The organism is Yoonia sp. (assembly GCF_046498525.1).
Taxonomy (GTDB): Bacteria; Pseudomonadota; Alphaproteobacteria; order Rhodobacterales; family Rhodobacteraceae; genus Yoonia.
This window is the reverse complement of record NZ_JAWOAN010000094.1, coordinates 15,574-40,113: the sequence shown is the minus strand read 5'-3', so window position 1 is coordinate 40,113 and position 24,540 is coordinate 15,574. Positions and strand designations below refer to the sequence as shown.

Here is a 24,540-nt window from a genome sequence, read left to right as displayed (position 1 = left end):
GGGGGCAGATTATCAACCAGCGCCACACGCGCCCGAAACCGCTGCGCTGCAGGCGACGGGCGCAAGCCAAGCTGGCGGATACCTTCCAGCATGGCCTGCGCAACTGCCTCTGGCGGTGCATCCGACCATTGCCGGTCGTCCAGTGCCAATGCGCCGAACCGTTCCTGTTGGCGGGTCAGGACACGGCGTTCACGTTTGGACCACGCGCACACATCATGCCATGCGATCTGATCGGTGAATATATCCCTGAGTTCGCGCTCGGAAATAGTGACGGCCTGCCTGATGCGCGCCTCGCGCGTGTCGCCGTCCAGATCGGTGGCCACAATCAGACGCGCTCCGGCCAGAGGATCGGCAGCGTCCATCACAGCGCCCTTGCCGCCCGACAGTACATAACGCGGGTCATCACCCTTGCGGCGCAGCCCCACGCGATCAGGATAGGCAAGGGCGGCCAGTTGACCAAGGCTAAGCGGCGCGGCATCGGGCAGGCCCTTTGCCAAGCGGGGGATTTCGGACCTGATTTGCGCCAGTGCAGCATGATGTTTCTCGCCCGGTCCTTCATAGCGCCCGGCAAGCGCCGCGATCCGCAGTGACAGATCGACAGGTGCGCCGCGCAGCGGATCACGGGCCGCCAGCAAGGCTGCCAATGGGGCCGCAGCCTTGCCTGCTGTCTGCAACATATGCGCCAGTCGCGGATGCAGCGGCATGGCGGCGAGTGCCCGGCCGTGCGTGGTGATGCGCCCTGCGGCGTCCAGCGCACCCAAGCCCTGCAACAAGGCGCGGGCCTCTGCCAAAGCGCCGGGCGGTGGCGGTGTCAGAAAGGCCAGATCATCGCTCCCCCAGACGGCAAGCTCCAGCGCAAGACCTGCAAGATCGGCAGCTTCGATCTCTGCAGGGGCAAAAGCGGGTAGGGCGCCATGTTCGCCCTTGGTCCAAAGACAGAATGCATCACCGGGGGCGACACGCCCTGCGCGGCCTGCGCGCTGGGTGGCCTCGGCCTTGCTGACCCGTTCGGTCACCAGCCGCGACATGCCGGAGCCTGGATCGAACCGCGCGCGTCGGGCGCGGCCTGCATCCACGACGACGCGGATATCTTCGATAGTGAGCGAGGTTTCGGCGATCGACGTGGACAGGACAATCTTGCGACCTTTGCTGATGGGTGCGATCGCCTTGCGCTGCTGGGCAAAGGGCAGGGCACCGTAAAGCGGACGGATTTCGCAACCTGCGGGCAGGCGCCCGTCAAGCTGCGACGCGACGCGCCTGATTTCGCCCTCACCGGGCAGGAAAACAAGCACGCCACCCTCGGTCCGTTCCACCGCCCAGACGACGAGATCAGCCGTCGCTGCCTCAAGCCGTTGGGTCTTTGGCACCGCGCGTTCAAGGAAATGGGTCGCAACCGGAAAGGCCCGCCCTTGCGATGTGATCACAGGCGCATCGTCAAGCATCGCGGCGACCGGAGCGGCATCCAGCGTGGCAGACATGACCAGAACGATCAGGTCGGGGCGCAGGACCGCACGGCTTTCCCATGCCAGCGCGAGGCCCAGATCGGCATTCAAGGAACGTTCGTGGAATTCGTCAAAGATGACCGCGCCAATGCCGGAAAGGGACGGGTCGGACTGGAGCATGCGGGTCAGGATGCCTTCGGTGACAACCTCGATCCGCGCGCCCGGCTTGCTCTCGCCGCGCATGCGGTAGCCGACGGTCTTGCCGGGGGTCTCGCCCAGGCCTTCGGCCAACCGTTCGGCTGCGGCGCGCACAGCAAGGCGGCGGGGTTCAAGCATGATGATCTTGCCGTCCGTCAGGCCCGCGTCCAGCATTGCCAGCGGCACGCGGGTGGTCTTGCCAGCCCCGGGTGGTGCTTGCAGCACGGCGCGACCTTCGCGGGCAAGGGCCGCAGTCAGCGCAGGCAGGACAGGATCAATGGGCAAGGCGGTCATGGCGTTCTATGTCTGCCACGCGGCTGGGGCGGGTCAAGAGCCACATTAAAGGCAGCGGCCCTGATGCCGTCATACAGGGCTATTGTTGCACGGCAGAGAGCCATCCATCATCTCAAAATAAAAAACCCGGCAGCGGATCGGCTACCGGGTTTGAAATTGTCTCAAGCCTGATCAGCTTAGGCAGCAGTGGCCTTTGCGATCTCTTTCTTGACCTTCAGAGCGTCGTCAGACAGCTCTGCGTCCTTTGCCTTTGCCATGAACGCGTCCAGACCACCACGGTGGTCGACGGTGCGCAGGGCAGCGTTGGAGATCTTGAACCTGAAAGACCGGCCCAGCGTGTCGGACATCAAGGTGACGTCCTGCAGGTTCGGCAGAAAGCGGCGGCGGGTACGGTTCTTGGCGTGGCTGACATTATTGCCAGACATTGGGCCTTTTCCAGTCAGTTCGCAACGACGCGACATGAGCGTTTTCCTTGTCCTTTGGACATCACCCGCCCGGTTGGCGGGGTATCCTGTGATAGGGGTTGTCGATCCCGCATCCGCAGGGTCGTGTATAAGATCAGCGCGAGATAGGCGGATTCCTTGACCCCGTCAACCCGGTTTGCCATCGCTCGACGCAGGAATGTGAAGCCATTTGCCAGCTGTGCCTTATGACACACGCGTCCCCAGCAGGTCCCGCAGAGGCTGCAAAACCGAAGCGGCAGCGGCGGTCGGGCTCTTGCGGCCTGATTTCACGTCATCCTGCGCCGTTTTCATCCGCTCTGCCGTCTGGGGGTCTTCCATCAACAAGGCAAGCAGTCCGTTGCGCACATCCTGTTCGAACCAGTAGCTTGCCTGCGCTTTGCGCGTCACATTCCAGATGCCGCTGTCGCGTCGCCAGTCTGTCAGGGTTTCCATTTCGGCCCATGCGGTTTGCAGGCCCTCGACCTTCAGCGCGGAAATGGTCAGTGCCTTGGGAAAACCATCGGGATCTTGCGGGCGCTTGCGCAGCAGACGCAGCGCACCCGCATAGTCTGCACAGGTCCGTGTGGCCTGCGCCTTGAGGTCGCCATCGGCCTTGTTCACGAGGATCAGATCGGCCATCTCCATGATGCCGCGTTTGACCCCTTGCAACTCATCCCCGCCGGCAGGGGCGAGCAATAACACAAAGAGGTCGGCCATCTGGGCCACGACGGTTTCGGACTGGCCCACGCCAACCGTTTCGATCAGAACCACATCAAAGCCCGCCGCCTCGCACAGCGCCACCGCTTCACGCGACCGACGCGCGACGCCGCCCAATTGGGTCTGGCTGGGTGAGGGGCGGATAAAGGCGTTGGGGTCCCGCGCCAGATGGTCCATGCGGGTCTTGTCCCCCAAGATTGACCCGCCCGAGCGGGCCGAGGAGGGATCGACCGCCAATACCGCGACGCGTTTGCCCATGCCGGTCAGCATCAGGCCAAAGCTTTCGATGAAGGTGGATTTGCCGACACCGGGCGTGCCGGACAGACCGATGCGCAGCGCCTGCTTTTTCGTACCCAGCGCGTCAAGCAGCGCCAGCGCGTCTTCGCGATGGTCCTTGCGTCCGCTTTCGACCAGCGTGATTGCACGCGCCAACGCGCGCCGGTTGCCCGCCTGCACATCCTTTGCCAAAGCCGCGATATCTGTGGTTTTGTTCATGGACACCTTCTTATCGGGCAGGGGCCAAAGGTCCAGCCCTCAGCGCAATTCCGCGCCCTGTGCCGGATAACTTGCCAAACAAGCTGCGTGCAAGATCGGTCTGTGATCATAGAAACTGCGGCTAGAAGCTTACTGGCACACATATCTCGGACGCGAGGTCGGTGAACGCGCGGTAGCGGCCCCAGAACCTTTCATCGCTGCTGCGGTTCGACTGACGGGTATCCTGTGCAAGCTGCGGATTGGCAAAAAAGCCGACGACGCGGGCCTGATCGCTGCCTGAAAGCGACTGGTTCGCCACTTGCTGCACACAAGAACAAAGTGCCACAGATGCATCGCGGCGATCCGAGTCCAGACAAGCCTCGCTGATCGCGCCCGTCGCACCGCGACTGCCGCCGCCACAGGCAGCGACCGATGCCAAAGCACCTGCCAATAAAAGATACCGCATTCGCCCATCCTTTGCCCGGCCCCCGGGTTGGTCCCGGATGATCCATATAAGGTTACGCCCCACAAGTTACAGTATGCCGAGGGAGGGGCAACGATGCAATTGGGGAATGTGTGTGGAACGGGAAGCCGAGGAAAGACCCTTTCAACGGTCAAATATCCGGCCTGCGGAATGTCCTTTCTCGCGGTGGTCCCGGCAGCGGTTTGGCCTGCGTCACCATCCCGCTTGACCAACCCTCAAAACCCGCGCATATCCGCAACCATGACAGACCTTTCGCACATCCGTAATTTCTCGATCGTGGCGCATATCGACCACGGGAAATCGACGTTGGCCGACCGCCTGATCCAATCCACCAATACGGTGGCGGAACGGGATATGAAGGCGCAGATGCTGGACGCGATGGATATCGAACGCGAACGCGGGATCACCATCAAGGCTAACACCGTGCGCATTGATTATGTCGCAGACAACGGCAAGGCCTATGTGCTGAACCTGATCGACACGCCCGGACACGTTGATTTCGCCTATGAGGTCAGCCGGTCGATGCGGGCCGTCGAAGGCTCGCTTCTGGTGGTCGACAGCACCCAAGGGGTCGAGGCGCAGACGCTGGCGAACGTCTATCAGGCGATTGATGCGGACCATGAAATCGTGCCGATCCTCAACAAGATCGACCTGCCGGCAGCGGAATGTGACCGTGTGGCTGAACAGATCGAGGATGTGATCGGGATCGACGCCTCCGGCGCCATCCGCGTCAGCGCCAAGACCGGCATCGGCATCCACGAAACGCTCGAGGCCATCGTCAACCTGCTGCCCGCCCCCAAGGGCGACCGCGACGCGCCGCTCAAGGCGATGCTGGTGGACAGTTGGTACGACAGCTATCTCGGCGTCATCGTACTGGTGCGGATCATCGACGGGGTGATGAAAAAGGGCGACCGCGTCAAATTCATGTCGAACGGGGCGGTGCACGGGATCGACAAGATCGGGGTGTTCCGGCCACAGATGCAGGACGTGGGCGAACTTGGACCGGGCGAGATCGGGTTCATTACAGGGTCGATCAAACAGGTGCGCGACACGCGGGTCGGTGATACGATCACATCCGAACGCAAAGGCTGCGAAGCCGCCTTGCCGGGCTTCAAGCCTGCGCAGCCGGTGGTGTTCTGCGGGCTGTTCCCCGTGGACAGTTCCGAATTCGAGGACCTGCGCGATGCCATCGACAAGCTGGCGCTGAACGACGCATCCTTCAGCCACGAGATGGAAACATCCGCCGCACTTGGTTTCGGTTTCCGCTGCGGTTTCTTGGGGCTGTTGCACCTCGAAGTCATCCGCGACCGGATCGAGCGGGAATATGACATCGACCTGATCACGACCGCCCCTTCGGTGGTCTATCACATCTATATGCGTGACGGCGAAATGACCGAACTGCACAACCCCGCCGACATGCCCGACATGACCCTTGTGGACCATATCGAGGAACCGCGGATCAAGGCGACGATCCTTGTGCCCGATGAATTCCTCGGTGATGTTTTGAAGCTCTGTCAGGACCGGCGCGGCGTGCAGCAGGACCTGACCTATGCGGGTTCCCGTGCGATGGTGGTTTACGATCTGCCGCTCAACGAGGTGGTGTTCGATTTCTACGATCGCCTGAAATCCGTGACCAAGGGCTATGCGTCGTTCGATTACCAGATGACGAGCTACCAGCAGGACAATCTTGTGAAAATGTCAGTGCTGGTGAACGATGAACCCGTCGATGCGCTGTCGATGATGGTGCACCGCGACCGCGCGGAAATGCGGGGCCGTGCGATGGTGGAAAAGCTCAAGGACCTGATCCCGCGCCACATGTTCAAAATCCCGATTCAGGCGGCCATCGGCGGCAAAGTCATCGCCCGCGAAACGCTCTCGGCCCTGCGAAAGGATGTGACGGCCAAATGCTATGGCGGCGACGCCACCCGCAAACGCAAACTGCTGGACAAGCAGAAGGCGGGTAAGAAAAAGATGCGGCAGTTCGGGAAAGTGGATATCCCGCAGGAAGCGTTTATTTCGGCGCTGAAGATGGACAGCTAAGCTGGCCATTTTTGGAGCGTAGGGTGGGTGAAACCCACGCGTACAATGTAGCGTTCACGACGCGTGGGTTTCACCCACCCTACGGAAACTTGAATATGGCCAATCCTCGGGGCGTTTGACCAAATCGTGTTTCATGGGGTTCCACCGACAATAATCCACATGCGCCTGAAAATCATCGGCATCCCGTATCGCGTGTTCCCAAAACCGCCTTTGCCAAATGCCCTTTTCCCCGCGCGCAACCTTGCTGGGCGAGGGCGTGCCTGCCGCGCGGCAATGCTGCGAAAACCGCGCCTTGATCTTTTTCCACCTGACCGAGAAATCCGCATCATCCGGCGGCAACGTCCAGACCGCATGGATGTGGTCGGGCAAGATCACCATGGCGTCACAGGCAATGGGATGTTCACGCGTCACCGATGCATAGACGGACCGCAGCAAATCAATCTCGTCCACCAAAGTGGTCGCGGACCGATCCGCAAGCGTAACGGTAAAGAAAAAGGTCCCACCCGGAACATAAAGGCTACGATAGCGCGACATGGTGCCACCATCGCCAAAAATAGTTAACAACTCGTAGGGTAGGTGAAACCCACGCGTAAGGGGCGGTTTGTCGGACGCGTGGGTTTCTCCCACCCTACGCCACCCTTGACCTGTATCAAGGACACAGCGGACCCGCGATTGCTATGCCGCAAGCATCAAACGCTTCGGAGAGACCCACATGCTGCGCCTTGCATCCATGCTTTATTCCATCATCGGCACGACACTGGCCGGTATCCTGATCATTGCGGCGCTGACTGCGGGCTATGACACTCTGGTCCCGATCCTGATCGCGGCGGGCGTCGGTGCGGTTGCGGGGCTGCCGGTCAGCTATCTGGTGGCGCAGGCGATCACGAAGAACAAGATCTGACGGCTTTAGACCGCCTCGTCGATGGCCTGACCTGCGTTCGAGATGTCGCGGCCCATGCCTTGCACGGTTTCACAGGCGGACAGGCCAAGGATGGCGATGATAAGTGCGATACGGGTCATTTTGGGGTCCTCGTTTCTGGATGTGGTCCAAGCCTAGCGGCCCGCCCGCACAAGGGCAAGACGCTGGTTGCTGTACGTACAGGTTCTGTACAGTTTCCGTACAGGATATTTACGCCAGAAATGCGCTGACCGCAGCCTCGAATTCGCGCGGCTTTTCCGCGTGCAGCCAGTGGCCCGCGCCGGGGATTTTGGCGAATTGCGCGGCGGGAAAGAGTTGCTTGATCCGCGGCCGCGCATCCCGTTGAACATAGTCGGAGTTGCCGCCCGACAGGAACAGCGTTCGCCCCTCGAATTGCCCCGAAACCTCTGGAAATCCGATAATTTTGTCCATTTCCGCAGCCAGCACATCAAGGTTCAGTCGCCAGCGTTTGTTTTTCATATCAAGGCTTTGCAGCAGGAAATCGGCCACACCGGGTTCCAGATCACCCAGTTGCGCCTTGGCGTCGCTGCGGTTTTCGACACTGTCCAGATCAACGCCCCGCATCGCCGCGATCGGCGCCATCTGGCTGTGCGTATAGCTGACCGGCGCGATATCCGCGACGATCAGGCGGTTGACCAGTTCAGGGCGTTGCAGCGCCAGCACCATCGCAGCTTTGCCCCCCATCGAATGTCCAATAACATCAGTGGGTTGCGTGATAACCTCTGCCAAATCCGCCGCCATGTCAGGATAGCTGTGGCTGTCGTACCAGTCGCTTTCTCCATGATTTCGCATGTCCACCGTGACGACAGGCCGCGTGGCGGACAACCGTTTGGCGATCATCCCCCAATTGCGTGCCGACCCGAACAGCCCATGCGCGATCAGCAGGGGGACCTCGCCCGGTCCGTCATATGTCACCGTGTTCAACATGCATCTACTTGTTAGCCTTCCGCACGCGCAGGGGCCAGAGGGATTGAGCAATTTACCCGGACCGATTACGCGGACGCGCATGGCGATGACGATGCAACAGATGGTGGACGAGGTCCGCACGGCGATGCGGGACAGGCTGCGCGTGCGAGGCCGTTCGCTTGACGTGCAAATCCGCAAGGCCGGGCGGCGGCTGCCCCGCCGTGTCCGTCACGACGCAACCTATCTGGCGCAAAGTGTCGCCTTGGTTCAGAATCCCAAGCTGGCAAGGATGGTCGATATGGCGAAGGCCCGGCAGGCCCATCGCAATGTCATGGCCCACTTGGAAAGCGTCGATCTTGCGGCACAACGGCGCGATGCGGTGCTCAATCTGGTGGCGTCGATAGCCTTTGCGCTGTTGGTCACAGGTGTCTTGCTGTTGTTCGTTCTGTGGCAGCGCGGGTTCATCTAAAGGCGATTGAACCAGAGGTCTGGCCCGGTGTTGCCACCGGGCCTGTTTTTTCTCAGAGTGCGGGATAAATCGGAAAGCGGTCGCAGAGCGCTTCGACTTCGGCGCGCACTTTCGCTTCGACAGCGCCATTGCCGTCCTCGCCGTTCGCGGCCAGACCATCGGTCACTTCCACGATCCAGTCGGCGATCTGGCGGAATTCCGGTTCGCCGAAACCGCGTGTTGTCCCTGCGGGAGAACCAAGGCGGATGCCGGACGTGACCATCGGCTTTTCGGGATCGAAGGGGATGCCGTTCTTGTTGCAGGTGATGTGCGCGCGCCCCAGCGCCTTTTCCGTGGCGTTGCCCTTGACCCCCTTGGGCCGCAGATCGACCAGCATCACATGGGTATCCGTGCCGCCGGTGACGATATCAAGGCCGCCCTGCATCAATTGATCGGCAAGCGCCTGGGCGTTCTTGATCACCTGCTCCTGATATGTCTTGAATTCGGGGCGCAGGGCTTCGCCAAAGGCCACGGCCTTGCCTGCGATCACATGCATCAGTGGCCCACCCTGAATACCGGGGAATATGGCGGAGTTGAATTTTTTCGCCAGCGCCTCGTCGTTGGTGACGATCATGCCGCCGCGCGGACCACGCAGGGTCTTGTGCGTCGTTGTGGTTGCGACATGGGCGTGCGGGAAAGGCGACGGATAAAGGCCGCAAGCCACCAAACCTGCAAAATGCGCCATATCGACGAGCAGATAGGCACCGACACTATCGGCAATTTCGCGCATTTTGGCAAAATCGATGATGCGTGGGATGGCGGAACCACCTGCGATAATCATCTTGGGCTGATGTTCGGTGGCAAGGCGCTGCACCTCGTCGTAATCCAGAAGGCTGTCCTGCTGGCGCACGCCATATTGCACCGCGTTGAACCATTTGCCCGACTGGTTGGGTTTGGCACCGTGGGTCAGGTGGCCACCTGCATCAAGGGACATTCCCAGGATCGTGTCACCGGGCTGCAAGAGCGCCTGAAAGACGCCTTGGTTGGCCTGAGAGCCGGAATTGGGCTGCACGTTGGCAAAACCGCAGTTGAAAAGCTGCTTGGCACGGTCAATGGCAAGGTTTTCGGCCACGTCAACATGCTCGCATCCGCCGTAGTAGCGACGGCCGGGATAGCCTTCGGCATATTTGTTCGTCATCACGCCGCCCTGCGCTTCCATGACGGCGGCGCTGACTATGTTTTCCGATGCAATCAGCTCGATCTCATTGCGTTGGCGCTTGAGTTCGGCCTGCATCGCGGCGTGGATTGCCGGGTCGCGGGTTTCCAGTGTTTCGGTGAAAAAGCCGTCGTCGCGGACAGTGATATTCATGGGTGCATCCCCCTCAAAAGGTGCCGAAAAGTCAATTCTTGCGTTCTCATACCTTAGCGGCGATCCATTCTAAAGCATCAAAACGACCATGATCTTTATGAGCACGTCATATCCGTTTCCGATCGACGCCTTGCGTTTCGGGGCCGATCACAGCACAACTTATCGGAAATGAAAGGTTTTTAGGCTATGCACCGCCCCAAGATCGCTTTTGTCGCCAGCCCTGTGCCGATTGCGCAGACGGCCCTGCGCGAATTGGCCGCAAAACACGGCGACGTGCCGCAGCCCGACGCGGATGTGATCGTGGCGTTGGGTGGTGACGGGTTCATGTTGCAGACCCTGCATGCGACCCAAGGTCTGGATGTGCCGGTATACGGCATGAACCGCGGCACGGTCGGCTTTTTGATGAACGAATTTCATGCGGATGATCTGCAAGAGCGGCTGGACGAGGCCGAGGAAGAGGTCATCAACCCGCTGGCGATGACTGCGCTCACGATGGATGGCACGATGCACGACGCCTTGGCGATCAACGAGGTCAGCCTGCTGCGTGCCGGTCCGCAGGCCGCCAAGCTGCGGATCACAGTGGACGGACGGTTGCGGATGAACGAGCTGGTTTGCGATGGTGCGCTGGTGGCAACGCCTGCGGGGTCCACGGCATATAACTATTCAGCGCATGGCCCTATTCTGCCAATCGGGTCGGATGTGCTGGCTCTGACGGCAATGTCCGCATTCCGCCCCCGCCGTTGGCGCGGAGCGTTGTTGCCGAAAAAGGCAGTTGTGCGGTTCGATGTGATCGATCCGCAAAAGCGCCCTGTCATGGCCGATGCAGACGGGAAATCCGTGCGCGAGGTGGTTTGTGTCGAGATCCGCTCGGAGCCAAACATCCGTCACCGGATACTCTTTGATCCGGGGCATGGTCTGGAAGAGCGGTTGATCAGGGAACAGTTTGTTTGAAAGCATCGCCTCCCGCGGAACGGCAATGGCCCGACGCAGCTTTTACTCAGCCTCGGACTGTTCCAGCGCCAGCCGCTGAAATATCGCCAAGACCTCTGCGGGGGTCGCCTTATCGACCGCGCCAGCGGCAATCTCTTCGCTGCTCCACATCCAGCTTTGCACCGGGTCGTCACGCATTGCCCATTTGCCGAACATCCGCTCGGGGACCCCGCGCCTGATTAATTCGGTTACTTCGACATGGCGGTCGTCTTCGCGGATTTTCTTGTAGATATTTGTGACGCTATCGGCGGGTCCTTCAAGCAATTGCAGATACATGTCATGGCGGCAAATCAGGCAGCCTGTGACGTCTGCTTCGGCATTTCGGGCGCGCGCTTTGAATAGAATGCCGATCAGCGTGCCAGCATCAAATCCGAAGGGGCGCGACGCATAGACGAGTTGGAGATAGGGCATGGTCTGGGTAAGTTCCTATAGCTAGGGTGTCCATCCCTCGGGATCGAAAGACGTCGCCGTGTGAACGGTAAAGCGTTCTGCGCGGTTGTCTAGGTGCGAGTGATCGGAGTAGTGCATCCAGCAGCTTATTGATGCGGCGCGGTTGTGATCCAATCAATATCCAATGACGCGTCGTAGTCGGCGCCATAAGCCACGATACCGATGCTGTGGATATCTTCGGGCGCAAAGCCTGTAGCCAGCCCACCCTGGGGTTCGAACGCGGACCACGGCAGGGTGATTACCTGCCAGTCTGCCGAGGTCGCGAAACCAGCCTGATAGAACTGCCAGGGCCGTCGGGCCGCATCCGGGCGTAAGTGCACATAGTACTTCGCACCATTGCCGCGCACCCGCAGTGCGACCCCAGTGGCGTCAGTGGGCAGGCGCGTTTGCAGGTCTTGCCGGATCTGGATGAAGCCGCCATTATTCGCTGTGCTGACCGTACCGCGCAACTGTGCGTAGCTGATCTTCCCTTCGTTGCCGATTTCCGCTCTGCCGTCAGAGATGCCGCCCATCACCCTGTCGCTTATATAGCGCCAGCGGGTTTCGGCTCCGTCAGAGAAATCCTCAATCAGCATTGTGTCCGCCATGGCAGGGGCTGCGACAAGCAGCAGGGTCAGGATTGCTTTCATAATCCTGACCTAGTGTGAATCTTTGTTATTTCTACGCTGCCGGCATCTAGCCGCCTGCATATCCCAACGGTTTCAACGCTTTCCTGATCTCATCCAGGATCGCAGGATCATCAATCGTCGCGGGCATCTTGAAATCTTCGCCATCCGCGATTTTCACCATCGTTGCGCGCAGGATTTTACCGGAACGTGTCTTGGGCAATCTGTCCACGACCGCGACCAGTTTGAATGCGGCGACCGGGCCGATCGTGTCGCGCACCTGTTTGACGACCTCTTTTGCGATCTCGTCATGCGGGCGGTCGCAGCCTTTGTTGAGGCAAACGAACCCCATGGGCAGTTGCCCCTTGAGTTCATCGGTCACGCCGATCACGGCACATTCAGCGACATCCGGGTGGTTGGATAGCACTTCTTCCATCGCCCCGGTCGAGAGCCGGTGACCTGCAACGTTAATCACGTCATCGGTGCGCGCCATGATGTAGAGATAACCGTCTTCGTCGATCATGCCTGCATCGCCGGTCTCGTAATAGCCGGGGAAGGTGGTGAGGTAGGACTTGATGAACCGCTCTTCGGCGTTCCACAGCGTCGGCAGGGTGCCGGGCGGCAGGGGCAGTTTCACGGCGATGGCACCCAATTCGCCCGCAGGCAGTGCGTGGCCGGCTTCATCCAGAATCTGGACGTCATAACCGGGCATCGCCACGGTAGGTGAACCGATCTTGACCGGCAAGGCTTCGATCCCTGCGGGGTTGCCCGCTATGGTATAGCCGGTTTCGGTCTGCCACCAGTGGTCGTAAACGGGAACCCCCATGATGCGCTGGGCCCATACGATGGTATCGGGGTCGGCGCGTTCGCCAGCCAGATAAAGCGCGCGCAGGCCCGAGATATCGTAGTCCTTTATCAACTCTCCCTTGGGGTCTTCGCGTTTGATCGCGCGAAAGGCTGTCGGGGCGGTGAAGAAGGATTTGACGTCATATTCTTCGATGACCCGCCAGAATGTGCCTGCGTCGGGCGTGCCGACGGGCTTGCCCTCGAACACTACGGTGGTGTTTCCGTGGATCAGCGGCGCGTAGCAGATGTAAGAGTGGCCCACGACCCAGCCCACGTCGGACGCGGCCCAGAACACTTCGCCGGGGTCGACATCGTAGATCGCTTTCATGGTCCAGTTCAGCGCAACAAGATGGCCCGCAGTGGGGCGGACAACGCCCTTCGGTGCGCCTGTGGTGCCGGATGTGTACAGGATATAGGCCGGATGGTCGCCTTTGACGGGCACACACTCGGCAGGTTCCACGCCGTACTGAAAGGCGTTCCAGTCATAGTCGCGGCCTTCTATTAACGTCGCCACTTCCTGTTCGCGCTGGAAGATTACCGTGAAGTCCGGCTTGTGTTTGGCCATCTTGATCGCGCCGTCGAGCAAGGGTTTGTAATGGACGACACGCCCCGGTTCGATCCCGCAGGACCCGGCGATGATCGCCTTGGGCGTTGCATCGTCGATGCGGACGGCCAGTTCGTTGGCGGCAAATCCGCCGAACACGACCGAATGGATGGCACCAAGGCGCGCGCAGGCAAGCATGGCTTCCAGCGCCTCGGGGATCATCGGCATGTAGATGATGACGCGGTCGCCTTTTTCGACGCCCTTTGCCCGCAAGGCACCGGCCAGCGAAGCAACCCGCGTTTGCAATTCGGCATATGTGATCTGGCGTTTGGTATGTGTGACCGGGCTGTCGTAGATGATCGCCGCTTGCTCGCCGCGCCCGTTTTCAACGTGGCGGTCCACGGCGTTGTAGCAGGTGTTCACCTCGGCATCGGTGAACCAGCGGTAAAGCGGGGCCTGGCTGTCGTCGAGTGCCTTGGTGGGTGGCGTCACCCAATCAATCGCGCGGGCCTGTTCCATCCAGAACTCTTCCGGATCGTTCTTCCACGCGCCGTAAACGTCAGCATATGCCATGTTGTCCTCCCAAAGGTCATGTGCTTTTTTAGGCGTGGCAATATGTCTCTGCAAGCGTCACGACAGTAGCACCTGCCAAAAGGTGTCAAGAATTTTACTACCCATAGTGCGCCACTGGCGTTCCTGCGATGGCTGACATGTTCAGCAGGCCCCGCGCGGTGATGGAAGGTGTGACGATATGACAGCGGTTGCCCATGCCCATCAGGATCGGTCCGACCTCAAGCCCGCCACCCTTCATTTTCAGGATATTGCGCACGCCGGATGCGGCATCGGTGTTGGCAAAGACCAGCGTATTTGCTGGCCCGGGCAGGTGAGCGGCGGGGAAGACGCGGTTGCGCAATTCGACGTCAAGGGCGGCGTCGACATGCATTTCCCCCTCATAGGCAAAATCGCGGGGCGTACTGTCAAGAATTTCCATCGCGGCCCGCATCCGCCGTCCGCTGTCGCTGTCGAGATTGCCGAACTGGCTGTGAGAGCACAGGGCGATCTTGGGTTCGACACCGAAACGGCGCACGTGCCGCGCTGCGCCAATCACGGTTTCAGTGATTTGCTGCGGTGTCGGTTCGGGGTGGACCTGCGTGTCGGCGATGAACAGCGGCCCGTCTTCGAGGATCATCAATGACATGCCCGCAATCGGATGATAGTTGCCGTCGCCCAAGATTTGGCTGACGTAGTTGAGGTGCCACAGATACTGGCCAAATGTGCCGCAGATCATGCTGTCGGCCTCTCCACGGTGTACCATGACGGCGGCAATTGCCGTGGTGTTTGTGCGCATGATGGCCTTGGCAAGGTCTGGCGTCACGCCCTTGCGCGCCATGAGGTCATGGTAGGTTCCCCAATAATCACGGTAGCGCGGGTCATTTTCAGGGTTCACGATGCTGAAATCGACACCGGGGCGGATTTTCAGACCTGCGCGTACACAGCGCTGTTCGATGACCTCGGGGCGACCGATCAGGATCGGTGTGTCCGTGGTTTCCTCCATGATCGCCTGCGAGGCCCGCAGTACGCGCTCGTCTTCGCCTTCGGCAAAGACAATGGCGCGTTCGGTGGTGCGTGCAGCCTCGAACACGGGCCGCATGATCATGGCTGATTTGAAGACCGAACCATCAAGGTTGGCTTTGTAGGCGTCCATGTCGGCGATGGGGCGTTTGGCAACGCCGGTTGCGATCGCAGCACCGGCGACGGCACTGGCGACGACACCCATCAGACGTGGATCGAAGGGTTTGGGGATCAGATAGTCGGCTCCGAAGGTCAGTTGTTCCCCTTTATAGGCTGCTGCGGCCTCGGCGCTGGTTGTTGCGCGGGCGAGCGCGGCAATACCTTCGACGCAGGCGATCTTCATCTCGTCGTTGATCTCGGTGGCACCGACATCAAGTGCGCCACGGAAGATGAATGGAAAGCACAGGACGTTGTTGACCTGATTGGGAAAATCGCTGCGGCCTGTGGCGATTATGGCGTCGGGATTGGCCTTGCGTGCTTCTTTGGGGTCGATTTCGGGGTTGGGGTTGGCGAGCGCGAAAATGATCGGGCGGTCTGCCATTTTCCTGACCATCGCGGGCGTCAGCACACCGGGGCCCGACAGCCCCAGAAAAAGGTCGGCATCTGCAATGACTTCTTCAAGCATCGCGGGCGTGTTGCCTTGGGCATATTCCGATTTTTGCGGGGTCATGTCTTTTTCGCGGCCTTCGTAGACAAGGCCCTCGATATCGCACAGATAGACGTTTTCGCGTTTCACACCCAGCTTGAGAAGCATGTTCAGGCAGGCGATGCCAGCCGCCCCGCCGCCCGTGCTGACGATCTTGATGTCTTCAAATTTCTTGTCGGCGATGCGTAACGCATTGGTTGCAGCGGCCCCGACCACGATGGCTGTGCCGTGCTGGTCGTCGTGAAAGACGGGAATGTTCATGCGCTCACGGCACAGTTTTTCGACGATGAAGCAGTCGGGCGACTTTATGTCTTCGAGGTTGATCGCGCCAAAGGTAGGTTCCAGTGCGCAGACGATGTCAGCAAGCTTTTCTGGATCGGGCTCGTTCAGTTCTATATCGAAACAGTCGATGTTCGCAAATTTCTTGAACAGAACCGCCTTGCCCTCCATGACGGGCTTGGATGCCAGCGCACCGATATTGCCAAGCCCCAGAACGGCGGTTCCGTTGGTGACGACGGCGACCAGGTTACCGCGGGCGGTGTAGTCGCGGGCGGTCTCCGGGTTTGATTTTATTTCTATGCAGGCTTCGGCAACGCCGGGGGAGTAGGCGCGCGCAAGATCGCGTCCGGTTGCCAGTGGTTTGGTCGCGCGGATTTCGAGCTTTCCGGGCTTGGGGAACCGATGATAGTGTAACGCGGCTTCTCTCAGGCTATCATTCGTTTCGTCTGTCATGGCATCCTCCAAATATGGTTTAATGTTAAACCATTTTCTTTCCGTAGGGGAAAGGACCTTGCGAGGTCAATCGCGATTAGCGCACTCTTGCAAATAATTCGCGGCAGGGACAGGGTGCAAGCCATGACACATAAAGATGAAATAAAAGCCGAGGTTTGTCTGTCCACATCCGACCTGCGTGCTGACTTGGGCTTCTTTGGCAATACGCTGAGGATGCGGCTTGATATGATCTATCCGGCGGATGATCCGACGGTTGCTGTCTATTCGGGTCACGGGATTCGGGTGCGGTTGCAACAGGGGGCAGGCGTGAACTCCGGTTTACGGATTTTGACCGATGATGCCGGATTTGCCGACGGTGCGACAGCGCTGACATCACCCGGCGGTACTGCAGTAGAAATTCTGCCCTTGAATCCGCCGCTGGAACTGCCGCGGACAGAACATGCGTTTGTCGTGCGCAGATTGGCGGATCAGGCACCTTGGGTGATTGGCCGCGCAGGGATGCAATACCGCGATTTGATCCCCAACCGACTGGGCGGGTCGATCATTGCCAGCCACATCCGCATCCCTGATGGCGGGCCGGTTCCCGATATGGTGCATTTTCACAAGGTCGGGTTCCAGTTGATCTTTTGCTATCGCGGCTGGGTTGATGTCGTGTACGAGGATCAGGGCCCCCCGATCAGACTGACCGCAGGCGACTGCTTTATCCAGCCGCCCGAGATCAGGCACCGTGTGCTGGAGGCATCGGATGGCATCGAGGTGATCGAAATCGGCGTACCGGCCGAACATATCACCGAGATCGACCACGAGATGGAATTGCCTACGCCGCACCTACGCCCCGAGCGCGAATGGCAGGGGCAGAGGTTTGTGTTCAACGAAGGGGCGAAAGCACAATGGAAACCGGCCCGTTTGCCCGGTTTTGTGTCGCGCGACACCACAATCGCCGCCAATACCAAGGGCGTTGCAGGTGTGCATGTGCTACGCAAAGGTCAGGGCGATCCGGTTTGGAGCAGCCACGATGCGGATATTCATTTTACCTTCGTGATGGAGGGGACAATGACGCTCGAGGGCGAAAATAAAGAGCCTTACAAACTGGCGCCGGGCGATGCGTTTGTGACACCACCCGGGATGCAGACGCGTTACACCGACCTTACCGATGATCTGGAGTTGCTTGAGGTGACGCTGCCGGGTGTCTTTACCACGACCTAACCCTCTTGCATCCGCTGGCGTCCCGTCACACTCTGGCGCGATAAAATGTTGGAGGCCTTATGTCATTGATCGACGACGCGCGCGCCGTGCGGGAAAACGCTTATGTACCCTATTCCAAGTTCAAGGTGGGTGCTGCTTTGACGTCGACGTCGGGCGCAGTCTATGTGGGTTGCAATGTCGAGAACGTCGCCTACCCCGAAGGGACCTGCGCCGAAGCCGGCGCGATTGCGGCGATGGTTGCAGGCGGTGATACGGCGATTGCCGATATGACCGTGATTGCCGATAGCCCCAAGCCTGTCAGCCCCTGTGGTGGCTGCCGCCAGAAGATTGCCGAATTTGCCAAGGGCGATGTGAAAGTGACCCTCGCGACGATGGATGGTGTCGTGCAGGAAACGACCGTTGCAGCATTACTGCCCGGCAGCTTTGATGCCGACTACATGAGCCGTGTCTGATTTGGACGCGCGTGCCATCATCGCCAAGGTCAGGGGCAGGGAAACCCCAAGTCAGGAAGAACTGGCGTTGTTCGCCAAGGGTCTGGCCTCGGGGGCGGTCAGCGACGCGCAGGCGGGCGCCTTTGCAATGGCGGTGGTGCTGAACGGGCTGAGCGATACTGGCCGTGTGGCCCTGACCAAGGGGATGCGCGACAGTGGGGATGTGATGACATGGGATTTGCCCGGGCCGGTCATTGACAAGCACTCGACAGGCGGGGTCGGTGACTGCGTATCGTTGATCCTTGCGCCGGTGCTGGCTGTGTGCGGGGCATATGTGCCGATGATCTCGGGGCGCGGGCTGGGCCATACAGGTGGGACGCTGGACAAGCTGGAGGCGATCCCGGGCATCAACATCAATGTGACTGAAAAACAGTTACGCCTGATCACGCGTGAAGTGGGATGCGCGATTGTCAGTGCCACCGGCCAGATTGCGCCCGCAGATCGCCGCCTCTATGCGATCCGCGATGTGACCGCGACGGTCGAAAGCGTTGATCTGATCACCGCGTCGATCCTGTCCAAGAAGCTTGCCGCGGGATTGGAAAGCCTTATTCTGGACGTCAAATGCGGCTCTGGTGCCTTTATGAAGACGCCGGATGAGGCGCGCGCATTGGCCCGTGCGCTCGTTGATGCGGCCAATGGGGCGGGGTGCAAGACGGCGGCTTTGATCAGCGATATGAACCAGCCGTTGGCCCCTGCGCTGGGCAACGCGGTTGAAGTGGCGGTCTGCATGGAGGTGATGGCGGGCAATACCGCCGCCGCGCCACGCCTTTATGATCTGACGGTCGGGCTTTGTGCGCAGCTTTTGATCATGCAGGGCGCAGACACGGCATCAGCGGTTGAGCAGGTGAAGGCTGCTATCAGTTCAGGTGCCGCGATGGAACGCTTTGCCCAGATGATTGCCGCCTTGGGTGGGCCGCCCGATATGGCGCAGGACTGGCACACGCATCTGCCCAAAGCACCGGTGGTCGGCGAGGTAACAGCACCCGCAACCGGCCATATCGCCGCAATAGACGGTGAGGCGCTGGGCCTTGCTGTCGTGGGGTTGGGCGGCGGGCGCAGGGTCGAAACGGACCTCGTGAACCCCGCTGTCGGCTTCACCGAGATGATCAGTCTGGGCGCTGCCGTGACCCGCGGTGATCCGCTGTGCGTCGTCCATGCCGCCGATGAAGATGCAGCAATTGAGGCTGCAATGGCGGTGCAGGCCGCAATCACGATCGGTGATGCGGTCACGCCCGGTCCACTGGTTATCGAAGGGATCACCTGATGCCGCGCGCATTCCTGATTGTCATTGATAGCGTCGGCATTGGCGGCGCACCGGATGCGGACCAGTTTTTCAATGGTAACCTGCCGGATACAGGCGCGAATACCGTGGCGCATATTGCCCGTGATGTGGGGCTGAAGGTGCCGACCTTGGATGCGCTGGGGTTAGGGGCGGCGGTCAAGCTGGCCTCGGGCGAAGCGCCCAGCGGACTGGAGGCCGATCCAACGGGCGCGTGGGGTGCTGCCACCGAAATGTCGCGCGGCAAGGATACCCCTTCGGGGCATTGGGAACTGGCGGGTGTGCCCGTGCCATGGGAATGGCATGTGTTTCCCGATACGGATCCGGCTTTTCCGGCCGATCTGACAGCATTGATCTGCAAACTGGCGGGGACGGACGGGATTTTGGGCAATCGCCATGCCTCGGGTACCGTCGTGATTCAACAGGAAGGCGAAGCGCACCTGAAAACCGGTTGGCCGATTTGCTATACCTCGGCTGACAGCGTCCTGCAGATCGCCGCGCATGAAGAGGCCTTCGGGCTCGAGCGTCTGCTGACCTTGTGCCGCGACCTTGCCCCGACGCTGCACGAGATGAGGGTCGGGCGGGTCATTGCGCGGCCCTTCGTGGGGGATGTCGGCCGTTTCAGCCGCACGGCCAACCGCAAGGATTTTGCCATCGCGCCGCCGTCACCAACGATCTGCGACTATGTTCACGATGCGGGCCGTACCGTTCATGCAGTGGGCAAGATCGGTGATATCTTTTCGATGCGCGGCATTGACGATCTGCGCAAGGGTCGGGATACGGTCTTGATGAAGCACATCAGTGACTTGGTGGATGAGGCTGAGGACGGCTCTTTTGTCTTTGCCAATCTGGTGGAATTCGACAGCGAATACGGACACCGCCGTGATCCGGGGGGCTATGGCAGACACCTTGAATGGTTCGACGCCGCCCTTGGCGGTCTGCTGCCCGGTTTGCGGTCTGATGATCTGTTGATCGTCACCGCCGATCATGGCAATGACCCGACTTGGGCGGGGACCGATCACACCCGTGAACGCGTGCCGGTACTGGTCCATGGGTTGGGTGCGCGGGCACTGGGCCAGTTGGCCTTTATCGATGTCGCCGCCACGGTCGCTGCCCATTTGAACGTGCCTTATGCGGGCCAAGGAAAGAGCTTTTTATGAACTTCCAGTCGATGCCGAAGGTTGAACTGCACACCCACCTTGAGGGCTGTGCGCCACCGGCCTTTATCAAGCAGCTTGCCCACGAAAAGAAGATCGATATCAGCGGCATATTCACCAAAGAGGGTGGTTATGCCTACCGCGACTTTGATCATTTCCTAAAGGTCTATGAGGCGGCCTGCACGACACTGCAAAGCCCCGAAGACTTCCGCCGACTGGTTATGGCGGTACTGCAAGAAACCGCAGCACATGGCGTGGTGTATATGGAAACTTTCGTGTCCCCCGACTTCTGCGGTGGCGGTGATCTGGCGGCCTGGAAAGACTACCTCGCCGCGATGGAAGATGCCGCGCGCGAGGCGGAAGATAAATTGGGGATCACTTTGAAAGGGATCGTCACAGGCATCCGCCATTTCGGGCCGGAAGCCTGCAAACCCGCCGCAAAGTGCGCGGCCGAAACCTTTGGTGACTTCATCACCGGCTATGGCATGGCGGGTGGTGAAATGGCGGGGCGCCCTGCGGACTATTCTTACAGTTTTGATATAGCGCGCGAAGCTGGCATGCCGCTGACCTGCCATGCCGGTGAATGGGGTGGTGCTTCCATGGTGGCCGAGACGATCCGCGATTTGCGGGTCGCACGCATCGGGCACGGCATTGGCGCAATCGACGATCCTGGCCTGATCGCACAAATCGCCGAAGAAGAGATCGTGCTGGAAGTCTGTCCCGGCTCTAACGTCGTGCTGAGGGCGGTGAAGGATTGGGAGAGTCACCCGATCGCCAAGTTGCGCGATAAGGGGGTGAAAGTGACTGTTTCCACTGATGATCCGCCATTCTTTCACACAACCATGACCGCAGAATATGAAATGCTGCACCGGACATTTGACTGGGATGAAGACGATTTCAAAGTGCTGAACGACGCCGCTCTTGCTGCAGCTTTCTGCGATGAAAAGACAAAGGCCCGCGTGGCCAAAAGACTGGAGCCTGCCCAATGACCGACCACGTCACCCACGTCACGCACCCGTTGGTTCAGCACAAGCTGACATTGATGCGCCAGAAGGATACGTCCACAGCCGTATTCCGGCAGCTTTTGCGCGAGATCAGTCAATTGTTGGCCTACGAAGTGACCCGTGGCCTTCCCATGACCACCAAGCGTATCGAGACCCCGCTGGAGCCGATGGATGCGCCGGTGATTGACGGCAAGAAGCTTGCTTTGGTGTCCATTCTGCGCGCAGGCAACGGGCTGTTGGACGGGGTGCTGGAACTGATCCCTTCGGCGCGTGTGGGTTTCGTCGGGCTTTACCGTGATGAAGCGACGCTCGAACCGGTGCAGTATTACTTCAAGGTTCCTACCGAGCTTGAAGACCGATTGGTCATCGCGGTCGATCCGATGCTGGCGACAGGGAATTCATCGGTTGCAGCCATCGACCTGCTGAAAGCGGCAGGTGCGACGAACATTCGTTTCCTGTGTCTTCTGGCCGCCCCCGAGGGGATTGCGCGGATGCAGCAGGCGCACCCCGATGTGCCGATTGTGACAGCGGCTATCGATAGCCACCTGAATGAACATGGCTATATCGTGCCGGGACTTGGTGATGCCGGCGACCGGATGTTCGGCACCAAGTAAACCTTAGCGGTTGCAGATATTTCGCAAGCTGACCCAATCGCTATCCGGCAGGATCAGGGGAATGGCGCGCGCGTTCAACGGGTCGGTCCCAAGATCAGGCATCGTGCCGGTGCGGGCATCGGCGGCGGCAAGGTAGGGACCTTGCGGAATCTCGGCGGTTGCAAGTGTGCGGCGCAATACCGCCGGTTCCGGTGCTGGAGCTTCGCTTTGGACCAGCGCAAGGGCGTTGCGGCGCAAAACCTCGTCGGGGATTTCACCGGTGGTCAGCAGGCCGAATGTGACGCCAAGCCCCTCTTGTTGCAGCAGGTTCGCAAGCGGGGCTTCATCTACCACGGCGGCGCGGCTGGCAAGGATGAACCCTGCGGCCACTGCGGGGTCATCGGACAGCCGCAAGACATTGTAATCCAGCAAGATCAAACCACCCGGCAGGGCAATCGCTGCTTGTTTCAGGTTCGGCACGACAACGATCTGCGCCGTGGTATCAGGGCCAAACAGCCGCCGGGCAAGCCGTGTCGCGGCCGCGTTGGCGCGCGCAGACCGGCAGGCGGCACCTGTTTGGCTTTGCATATAGCCCAGCATCTCGGCACCGATCTCCAGACGTTTGGGGGCCGGAACAACAGCGAGCGTTTGCCGTGTCAGTGCGCCGGGCAACCAGAAGATCGCCAAGGCCAGCGTCCCCACGACAAGGCCTGCCGTCAGCCAATGCCGCAGCTTGCCGGGATGCGGACGGGACCGGGCGAGTGCCTTGCGCACTTCCTCGATCGCCTCGATCATGGTCGTGTCGGCAATTTCCAGAATTTCGCTGGCATCTTCATCCGGCGCGTAGAACGCGGGTAGGTCGTCGGGGTTCTGGCGGATCAAAGCGGGCAGGGACCAATGTGCCAACGGGCGGCCCGTGCCGTCTGCGATGACCAGTGTCGCGTCACCAAAAGACAAGGTCACATCACGGCGTTGCCCGTCAGGTTCGGGCCGCCAAAGCGCCTCGCTTTCCAGCCTTACATATCGGTCAAGTGCCGTCATCTGCTCAACTGCCCTTTTTAGCGGACCGTAACGCTGTCAGAGCGGCTTGTCATGTCGGAAACCACTTGGCCAGAGCAGCGCGGTCCAAGGCATCATGTCGTTTGCCTAGAGCGTCGTGGCCAGTTTACGGAGTTCAAATTTTTGGATCTTGCCGGTCGAGGTTTTTGGAAGTTCCAGAAAAACCACCTTTTTGGGGCATTTGAAACCTGCGAGCCGTTCGCGTGCAAAAGCAATGATATCGGCCTCATCGGCCGACGCGCCGTCTTTGAGTTCGACAAAGGCGCAGGGGACTTCCCCCCCAGGTTTCATCAGGTTGCGCCACAACCGCGCAAAGGTTCACTGCCGTGTGGTGCATCAATGCGCCTTCTACTTCCACCGAACTGATATTTTCCCGCCCGAGATCATGATATCCTTGGCCCGGTCCGAGATTTGGATCGCCCCGCCGGGATGCTGGATGGCGAGGTCTTCGGAATGGAAATAACCGCCCGCAAAGGCTTTTTCCGTCGCTTCCGGATTCTTCAGATAGCCTTTCATCACCGCATTGCCGCGCATCACGATCTCGCCTTGTGTGGCGCCATCGCAGGGGACTTGCCCCATATGATCGTCAGCGACAGTCACTTCTTCCATCATCGGCATGGCCACACCCTGACGGGCCTTGATCGCGGCCTGTTCTTCTTCGGGTAGCCCGTCCCATGCATCGTCCCAAATACATTCCGTGACATGGCCGTAAGTCTCTGTCAGGCTGTAGATCTGCTTGACGTTGAAGCCCAGTTTGCCGATGGCAGCAAGCGTGGCAGGGGCAGGAGGCGCGCCTGCCGTAAAGACCTCGACCGTATGATCAAACCTGCGCCGGTCGCTGTCCTTTGCATTCACAAGCAGGTTCAGCACGATGTGTGCGCCACCGAAATGGGTAGCCACTGCGTCGGCTGGCAGAATCCAGCTAAATTCAGGATCACCGGTTGCGAGGAAATCCTCGTAATTTTGTTGTTCGGCTATTGCGTGGACTCCAGCCTGATCGTCCGGCACTTCGATGACCAGCTGCGCAGGCCCGTCCATCAATTCGATTGCAGCCATTGCAAGCGGCAGAAACTGGCTATCGACAAGGGCGACCTTGGCTTCTGCGTGGTCAAAGATGTAGGCGACCGTGTCAACGTCAAGCCGCGTGTTGATGTTGTTCAGCACCGCACCGCAGGCTGGCACACCAAAGGCCGCCTCGGATTGGGCGGGCACGTTGGGCAGGATCGTTGCCACCACAGCACCCGGCTGAACGACGACTTTTTTCAAGGCCGAGGCAAGGCGCGATACCCGCCGATAGTATCTTGCATAGGTCAGCCGGGTCTTGCCATAAACCACGGCCTCGCGGTCGGCAAAGACCAATGCGGCCCGTTGCAGATGTGACAGCGGGGTCAGGGGCACATAATTGGCCGTCCGTCTTTTCAGGCCGGTTTCGTCCCGCATCCAACCCATGACATTGTCCCTACTATTCACGGCATAAGAGCCGAAAAACGAATGTCTGGCAATTGCCCTGTCCGTTGCGACGACGCAGACAGGGTGCCCAATTATCGGAAGTCACGAGGTGAATTGATTTTGGCTGTCGGGTGATGGGAGGGGGCTTGCCTTGGTTTAACT

At 59.9% G+C, this 24,540-nt stretch carries 23 protein-coding genes and 1 pseudogene; 10 read left to right on the top strand and 14 right to left on the bottom strand.

The features are described from left to right. The 4 genes from hrpB to R6T97_RS06290 all read right to left on the bottom strand — a co-directional run. The coding region (gene hrpB, locus R6T97_RS06305; RefSeq protein WP_410348444.1) for an ATP-dependent helicase HrpB at positions 1-1,934 on the bottom strand (1,934 nt) is incomplete at its 3' end. Positions 1,935-2,110: 176 nt separating this feature from the next. Next, a complete protein-coding gene (rpmB, locus tag R6T97_RS06300; protein ID WP_410348443.1) occupies positions 2,111-2,395 on the bottom strand; it encodes a 50S ribosomal protein L28 in 285 nt (94 codons plus the stop codon). Between the two features lie 186 nt (positions 2,396-2,581). After that, a complete protein-coding gene (gene meaB / locus R6T97_RS06295; RefSeq protein ID WP_410348442.1) occupies positions 2,582-3,589 on the bottom strand; it encodes a methylmalonyl Co-A mutase-associated GTPase MeaB in 1,008 nt (335 codons plus the stop codon). Between the two features lie 121 nt (positions 3,590-3,710). Beyond that, complete coding sequence (locus tag R6T97_RS06290) at positions 3,711-4,034, bottom strand: arginine transporter (RefSeq protein ID WP_410348441.1); 324 nt, start codon at positions 4,032-4,034, stop codon at positions 3,711-3,713. A 258-nt stretch (positions 4,035-4,292) separates the two neighbouring features. Here R6T97_RS06290 and lepA point away from each other — a divergent pair, with 258 nt between their 5' ends. After that, positions 4,293-6,092, top strand: a complete 1,800-nt coding sequence (gene lepA, locus R6T97_RS06285; RefSeq protein ID WP_410348440.1) for a translation elongation factor 4 — start codon at positions 4,293-4,295, stop codon at positions 6,090-6,092. 54 nt (positions 6,093-6,146) lie between these two features. Here lepA and R6T97_RS06280 read toward each other — a convergent pair whose 3' ends face one another. After that, positions 6,147-6,626, bottom strand: a complete 480-nt coding sequence (locus tag R6T97_RS06280; protein ID WP_410348439.1) for an REP-associated tyrosine transposase — start codon at positions 6,624-6,626, stop codon at positions 6,147-6,149. A 178-nt stretch (positions 6,627-6,804) separates the two neighbouring features. Here R6T97_RS06280 and R6T97_RS06275 point away from each other — a divergent pair, with 178 nt between their 5' ends. Then, a complete protein-coding gene (locus R6T97_RS06275) occupies positions 6,805-6,993 on the top strand; it encodes a CTP synthetase (protein WP_410348438.1) in 189 nt (62 codons plus the stop codon). Positions 6,994-6,998: 5 nt separating this feature from the next. On the opposite strand, the gene R6T97_RS06270 is transcribed toward R6T97_RS06275, so the two are convergent. Both R6T97_RS06270 and R6T97_RS06265 read right to left on the bottom strand, forming a co-directional pair. Next, positions 6,999-7,112 (bottom strand): entericidin A/B family lipoprotein, encoded by a 114-nt coding sequence (locus tag R6T97_RS06270; protein WP_410348437.1) that lies wholly within the window; start codon positions 7,110-7,112, stop codon positions 6,999-7,001. A gap of 109 nt (positions 7,113-7,221) precedes the next feature. Then, the gene (locus R6T97_RS06265; protein WP_410348436.1) at positions 7,222-7,959 is read right to left on the bottom strand and encodes an alpha/beta fold hydrolase; all 738 of its coding nucleotides are present in this window, start codon (positions 7,957-7,959) and stop codon (positions 7,222-7,224) included. 43 nt (positions 7,960-8,002) lie between these two features. Between R6T97_RS06265 and R6T97_RS06260 the strand changes: the two genes are divergently transcribed. After that, positions 8,003-8,407 (top strand): hypothetical protein, encoded by a 405-nt coding sequence (locus tag R6T97_RS06260; RefSeq protein ID WP_410348435.1) that lies wholly within the window; start codon positions 8,003-8,005, stop codon positions 8,405-8,407. A 52-nt stretch (positions 8,408-8,459) separates the two neighbouring features. Here R6T97_RS06260 and glyA read toward each other — a convergent pair whose 3' ends face one another. Next, on the bottom strand, positions 8,460-9,755 hold the full coding sequence (gene glyA / locus R6T97_RS06255) for a serine hydroxymethyltransferase (RefSeq protein WP_410348434.1): 1,296 nt from the start codon (positions 9,753-9,755) through the stop codon (positions 8,460-8,462). Between the two features lie 186 nt (positions 9,756-9,941). On the opposite strand from glyA, the gene R6T97_RS06250 reads away from it, so the two are divergent. Further along, positions 9,942-10,706, top strand: coding sequence for an NAD kinase (locus R6T97_RS06250; RefSeq protein WP_410348433.1), 765 nt, complete (start codon positions 9,942-9,944; stop codon positions 10,704-10,706). A gap of 42 nt (positions 10,707-10,748) precedes the next feature. On the opposite strand, the gene R6T97_RS06245 is transcribed toward R6T97_RS06250, so the two are convergent. The 4 genes from R6T97_RS06245 to R6T97_RS06230 form a co-directional block, all read right to left on the bottom strand. After that, a complete protein-coding gene (locus R6T97_RS06245) occupies positions 10,749-11,156 on the bottom strand; it encodes a BLUF domain-containing protein (protein ID WP_410348432.1) in 408 nt (135 codons plus the stop codon). Positions 11,157-11,281: 125 nt separating this feature from the next. After that, a complete protein-coding gene (locus tag R6T97_RS06240; protein WP_410348431.1) occupies positions 11,282-11,824 on the bottom strand; it encodes a CIA30 family protein in 543 nt (180 codons plus the stop codon). A gap of 46 nt (positions 11,825-11,870) precedes the next feature. Further along, the gene (gene prpE, locus R6T97_RS06235; RefSeq protein WP_410348430.1) at positions 11,871-13,763 is read right to left on the bottom strand and encodes a propionate-CoA ligase PrpE; all 1,893 of its coding nucleotides are present in this window, start codon (positions 13,761-13,763) and stop codon (positions 11,871-11,873) included. Positions 13,764-13,860: 97 nt separating this feature from the next. Further along, positions 13,861-16,140 carry an NADP-dependent malic enzyme gene (locus R6T97_RS06230; protein ID WP_410348429.1) on the bottom strand — a complete coding sequence of 760 codons (2,280 nt, stop codon included), beginning with the start codon at positions 16,138-16,140 and terminating at the stop codon, positions 13,861-13,863. A 123-nt stretch (positions 16,141-16,263) separates the two neighbouring features. Between R6T97_RS06230 and R6T97_RS06225 the strand changes: the two genes are divergently transcribed. The 6 genes from R6T97_RS06225 to upp are packed head-to-tail and all read left to right on the top strand — an operon-like array spanning position 16,264 to position 21,891. Beyond that, a complete protein-coding gene (locus R6T97_RS06225) occupies positions 16,264-17,346 on the top strand; it encodes a cupin domain-containing protein (RefSeq protein WP_410348428.1) in 1,083 nt (360 codons plus the stop codon). A 59-nt stretch (positions 17,347-17,405) separates the two neighbouring features. Next, the gene (locus tag R6T97_RS06220) at positions 17,406-17,798 is read left to right on the top strand and encodes a cytidine deaminase (protein WP_410348427.1); all 393 of its coding nucleotides are present in this window, start codon (positions 17,406-17,408) and stop codon (positions 17,796-17,798) included. 1 nt (position 17,799) lies between these two features. Beyond that, positions 17,800-19,101 carry a thymidine phosphorylase gene (locus R6T97_RS06215; RefSeq protein ID WP_410348445.1) on the top strand — a complete coding sequence of 434 codons (1,302 nt, stop codon included), beginning with the start codon at positions 17,800-17,802 and terminating at the stop codon, positions 19,099-19,101. Then, a complete protein-coding gene (locus tag R6T97_RS06210; RefSeq protein WP_410348426.1) occupies positions 19,101-20,276 on the top strand; it encodes a phosphopentomutase in 1,176 nt (391 codons plus the stop codon). Before R6T97_RS06215 ends, R6T97_RS06210 begins: the two co-directional genes overlap by 1 nt. After that, positions 20,273-21,262, top strand: coding sequence for an adenosine deaminase (locus tag R6T97_RS06205; protein WP_410348425.1), 990 nt, complete (start codon positions 20,273-20,275; stop codon positions 21,260-21,262). The genes R6T97_RS06210 and R6T97_RS06205 overlap by 4 nt, the downstream gene beginning before the upstream one ends. Further along, positions 21,259-21,891, top strand: a complete 633-nt coding sequence (gene upp / locus R6T97_RS06200; RefSeq protein WP_410348424.1) for a uracil phosphoribosyltransferase — start codon at positions 21,259-21,261, stop codon at positions 21,889-21,891. The genes R6T97_RS06205 and upp overlap by 4 nt, the downstream gene beginning before the upstream one ends. Before the next feature lie 3 nt (positions 21,892-21,894). Here the strand turns inward: upp and R6T97_RS06195 are convergent, their stop codons facing one another. Continuing rightward, positions 21,895-22,911, bottom strand: a complete 1,017-nt coding sequence (locus R6T97_RS06195) for a hypothetical protein (RefSeq protein WP_410348423.1) — start codon at positions 22,909-22,911, stop codon at positions 21,895-21,897. Positions 22,912-23,016: 105 nt separating this feature from the next. Beyond that, positions 23,017-24,378 (bottom strand): annotated as a pseudogene (locus tag R6T97_RS06190) (AMP-binding protein). Between the last annotated feature and the right edge of the window lie 162 nt (positions 24,379-24,540).

What these genes read in the sequence shown, in the direction of transcription:
- rpmB (WP_410348443.1), bottom strand. Translation starts at nt 2,395, where the DNA reads ATGTCGCGTCGTTGCGAACTGACTGGAAAAGGCCCAATGTCTGGCAAT.
- meaB (WP_410348442.1), bottom strand. Translation starts at nt 3,589, where the DNA reads ATGAACAAAACCACAGATATCGCGGCTTTGGCAAAGGATGTGCAGGCG.
- R6T97_RS06290 (WP_410348441.1), bottom strand. Translation starts at nt 4,034, where the DNA reads ATGCGGTATCTTTTATTGGCAGGTGCTTTGGCATCGGTCGCTGCCTGT.
- lepA (WP_410348440.1), top strand. Translation starts at nt 4,293, where the DNA reads ATGACAGACCTTTCGCACATCCGTAATTTCTCGATCGTGGCGCATATC.
- R6T97_RS06280 (WP_410348439.1), bottom strand. Translation starts at nt 6,626, where the DNA reads ATGTCGCGCTATCGTAGCCTTTATGTTCCGGGTGGGACCTTTTTCTTT.
- R6T97_RS06275 (WP_410348438.1), top strand. Translation starts at nt 6,805, where the DNA reads ATGCTGCGCCTTGCATCCATGCTTTATTCCATCATCGGCACGACACTG.
- R6T97_RS06270 (WP_410348437.1), bottom strand. Translation starts at nt 7,112, where the DNA reads ATGACCCGTATCGCACTTATCATCGCCATCCTTGGCCTGTCCGCCTGT.
- R6T97_RS06265 (WP_410348436.1), bottom strand. Translation starts at nt 7,959, where the DNA reads ATGTTGAACACGGTGACATATGACGGACCGGGCGAGGTCCCCCTGCTG.
- glyA (WP_410348434.1), bottom strand. Translation starts at nt 9,755, where the DNA reads ATGAATATCACTGTCCGCGACGACGGCTTTTTCACCGAAACACTGGAA.
- R6T97_RS06250 (WP_410348433.1), top strand. Translation starts at nt 9,942, where the DNA reads ATGCACCGCCCCAAGATCGCTTTTGTCGCCAGCCCTGTGCCGATTGCG.
- R6T97_RS06245 (WP_410348432.1), bottom strand. Translation starts at nt 11,156, where the DNA reads ATGCCCTATCTCCAACTCGTCTATGCGTCGCGCCCCTTCGGATTTGAT.
- R6T97_RS06240 (WP_410348431.1), bottom strand. Translation starts at nt 11,824, where the DNA reads ATGAAAGCAATCCTGACCCTGCTGCTTGTCGCAGCCCCTGCCATGGCG.
- prpE (WP_410348430.1), bottom strand. Translation starts at nt 13,763, where the DNA reads ATGGCATATGCTGACGTTTACGGCGCGTGGAAGAACGATCCGGAAGAG.
- R6T97_RS06230 (WP_410348429.1), bottom strand. Translation starts at nt 16,140, where the DNA reads ATGACAGACGAAACGAATGATAGCCTGAGAGAAGCCGCGTTACACTAT.
- R6T97_RS06225 (WP_410348428.1), top strand. Translation starts at nt 16,264, where the DNA reads ATGACACATAAAGATGAAATAAAAGCCGAGGTTTGTCTGTCCACATCC.
- R6T97_RS06220 (WP_410348427.1), top strand. Translation starts at nt 17,406, where the DNA reads ATGTCATTGATCGACGACGCGCGCGCCGTGCGGGAAAACGCTTATGTA.
- R6T97_RS06210 (WP_410348426.1), top strand. Translation starts at nt 19,101, where the DNA reads ATGCCGCGCGCATTCCTGATTGTCATTGATAGCGTCGGCATTGGCGGC.
- R6T97_RS06205 (WP_410348425.1), top strand. Translation starts at nt 20,273, where the DNA reads ATGAACTTCCAGTCGATGCCGAAGGTTGAACTGCACACCCACCTTGAG.
- upp (WP_410348424.1), top strand. Translation starts at nt 21,259, where the DNA reads ATGACCGACCACGTCACCCACGTCACGCACCCGTTGGTTCAGCACAAG.
- R6T97_RS06195 (WP_410348423.1), bottom strand. Translation starts at nt 22,911, where the DNA reads ATGACGGCACTTGACCGATATGTAAGGCTGGAAAGCGAGGCGCTTTGG.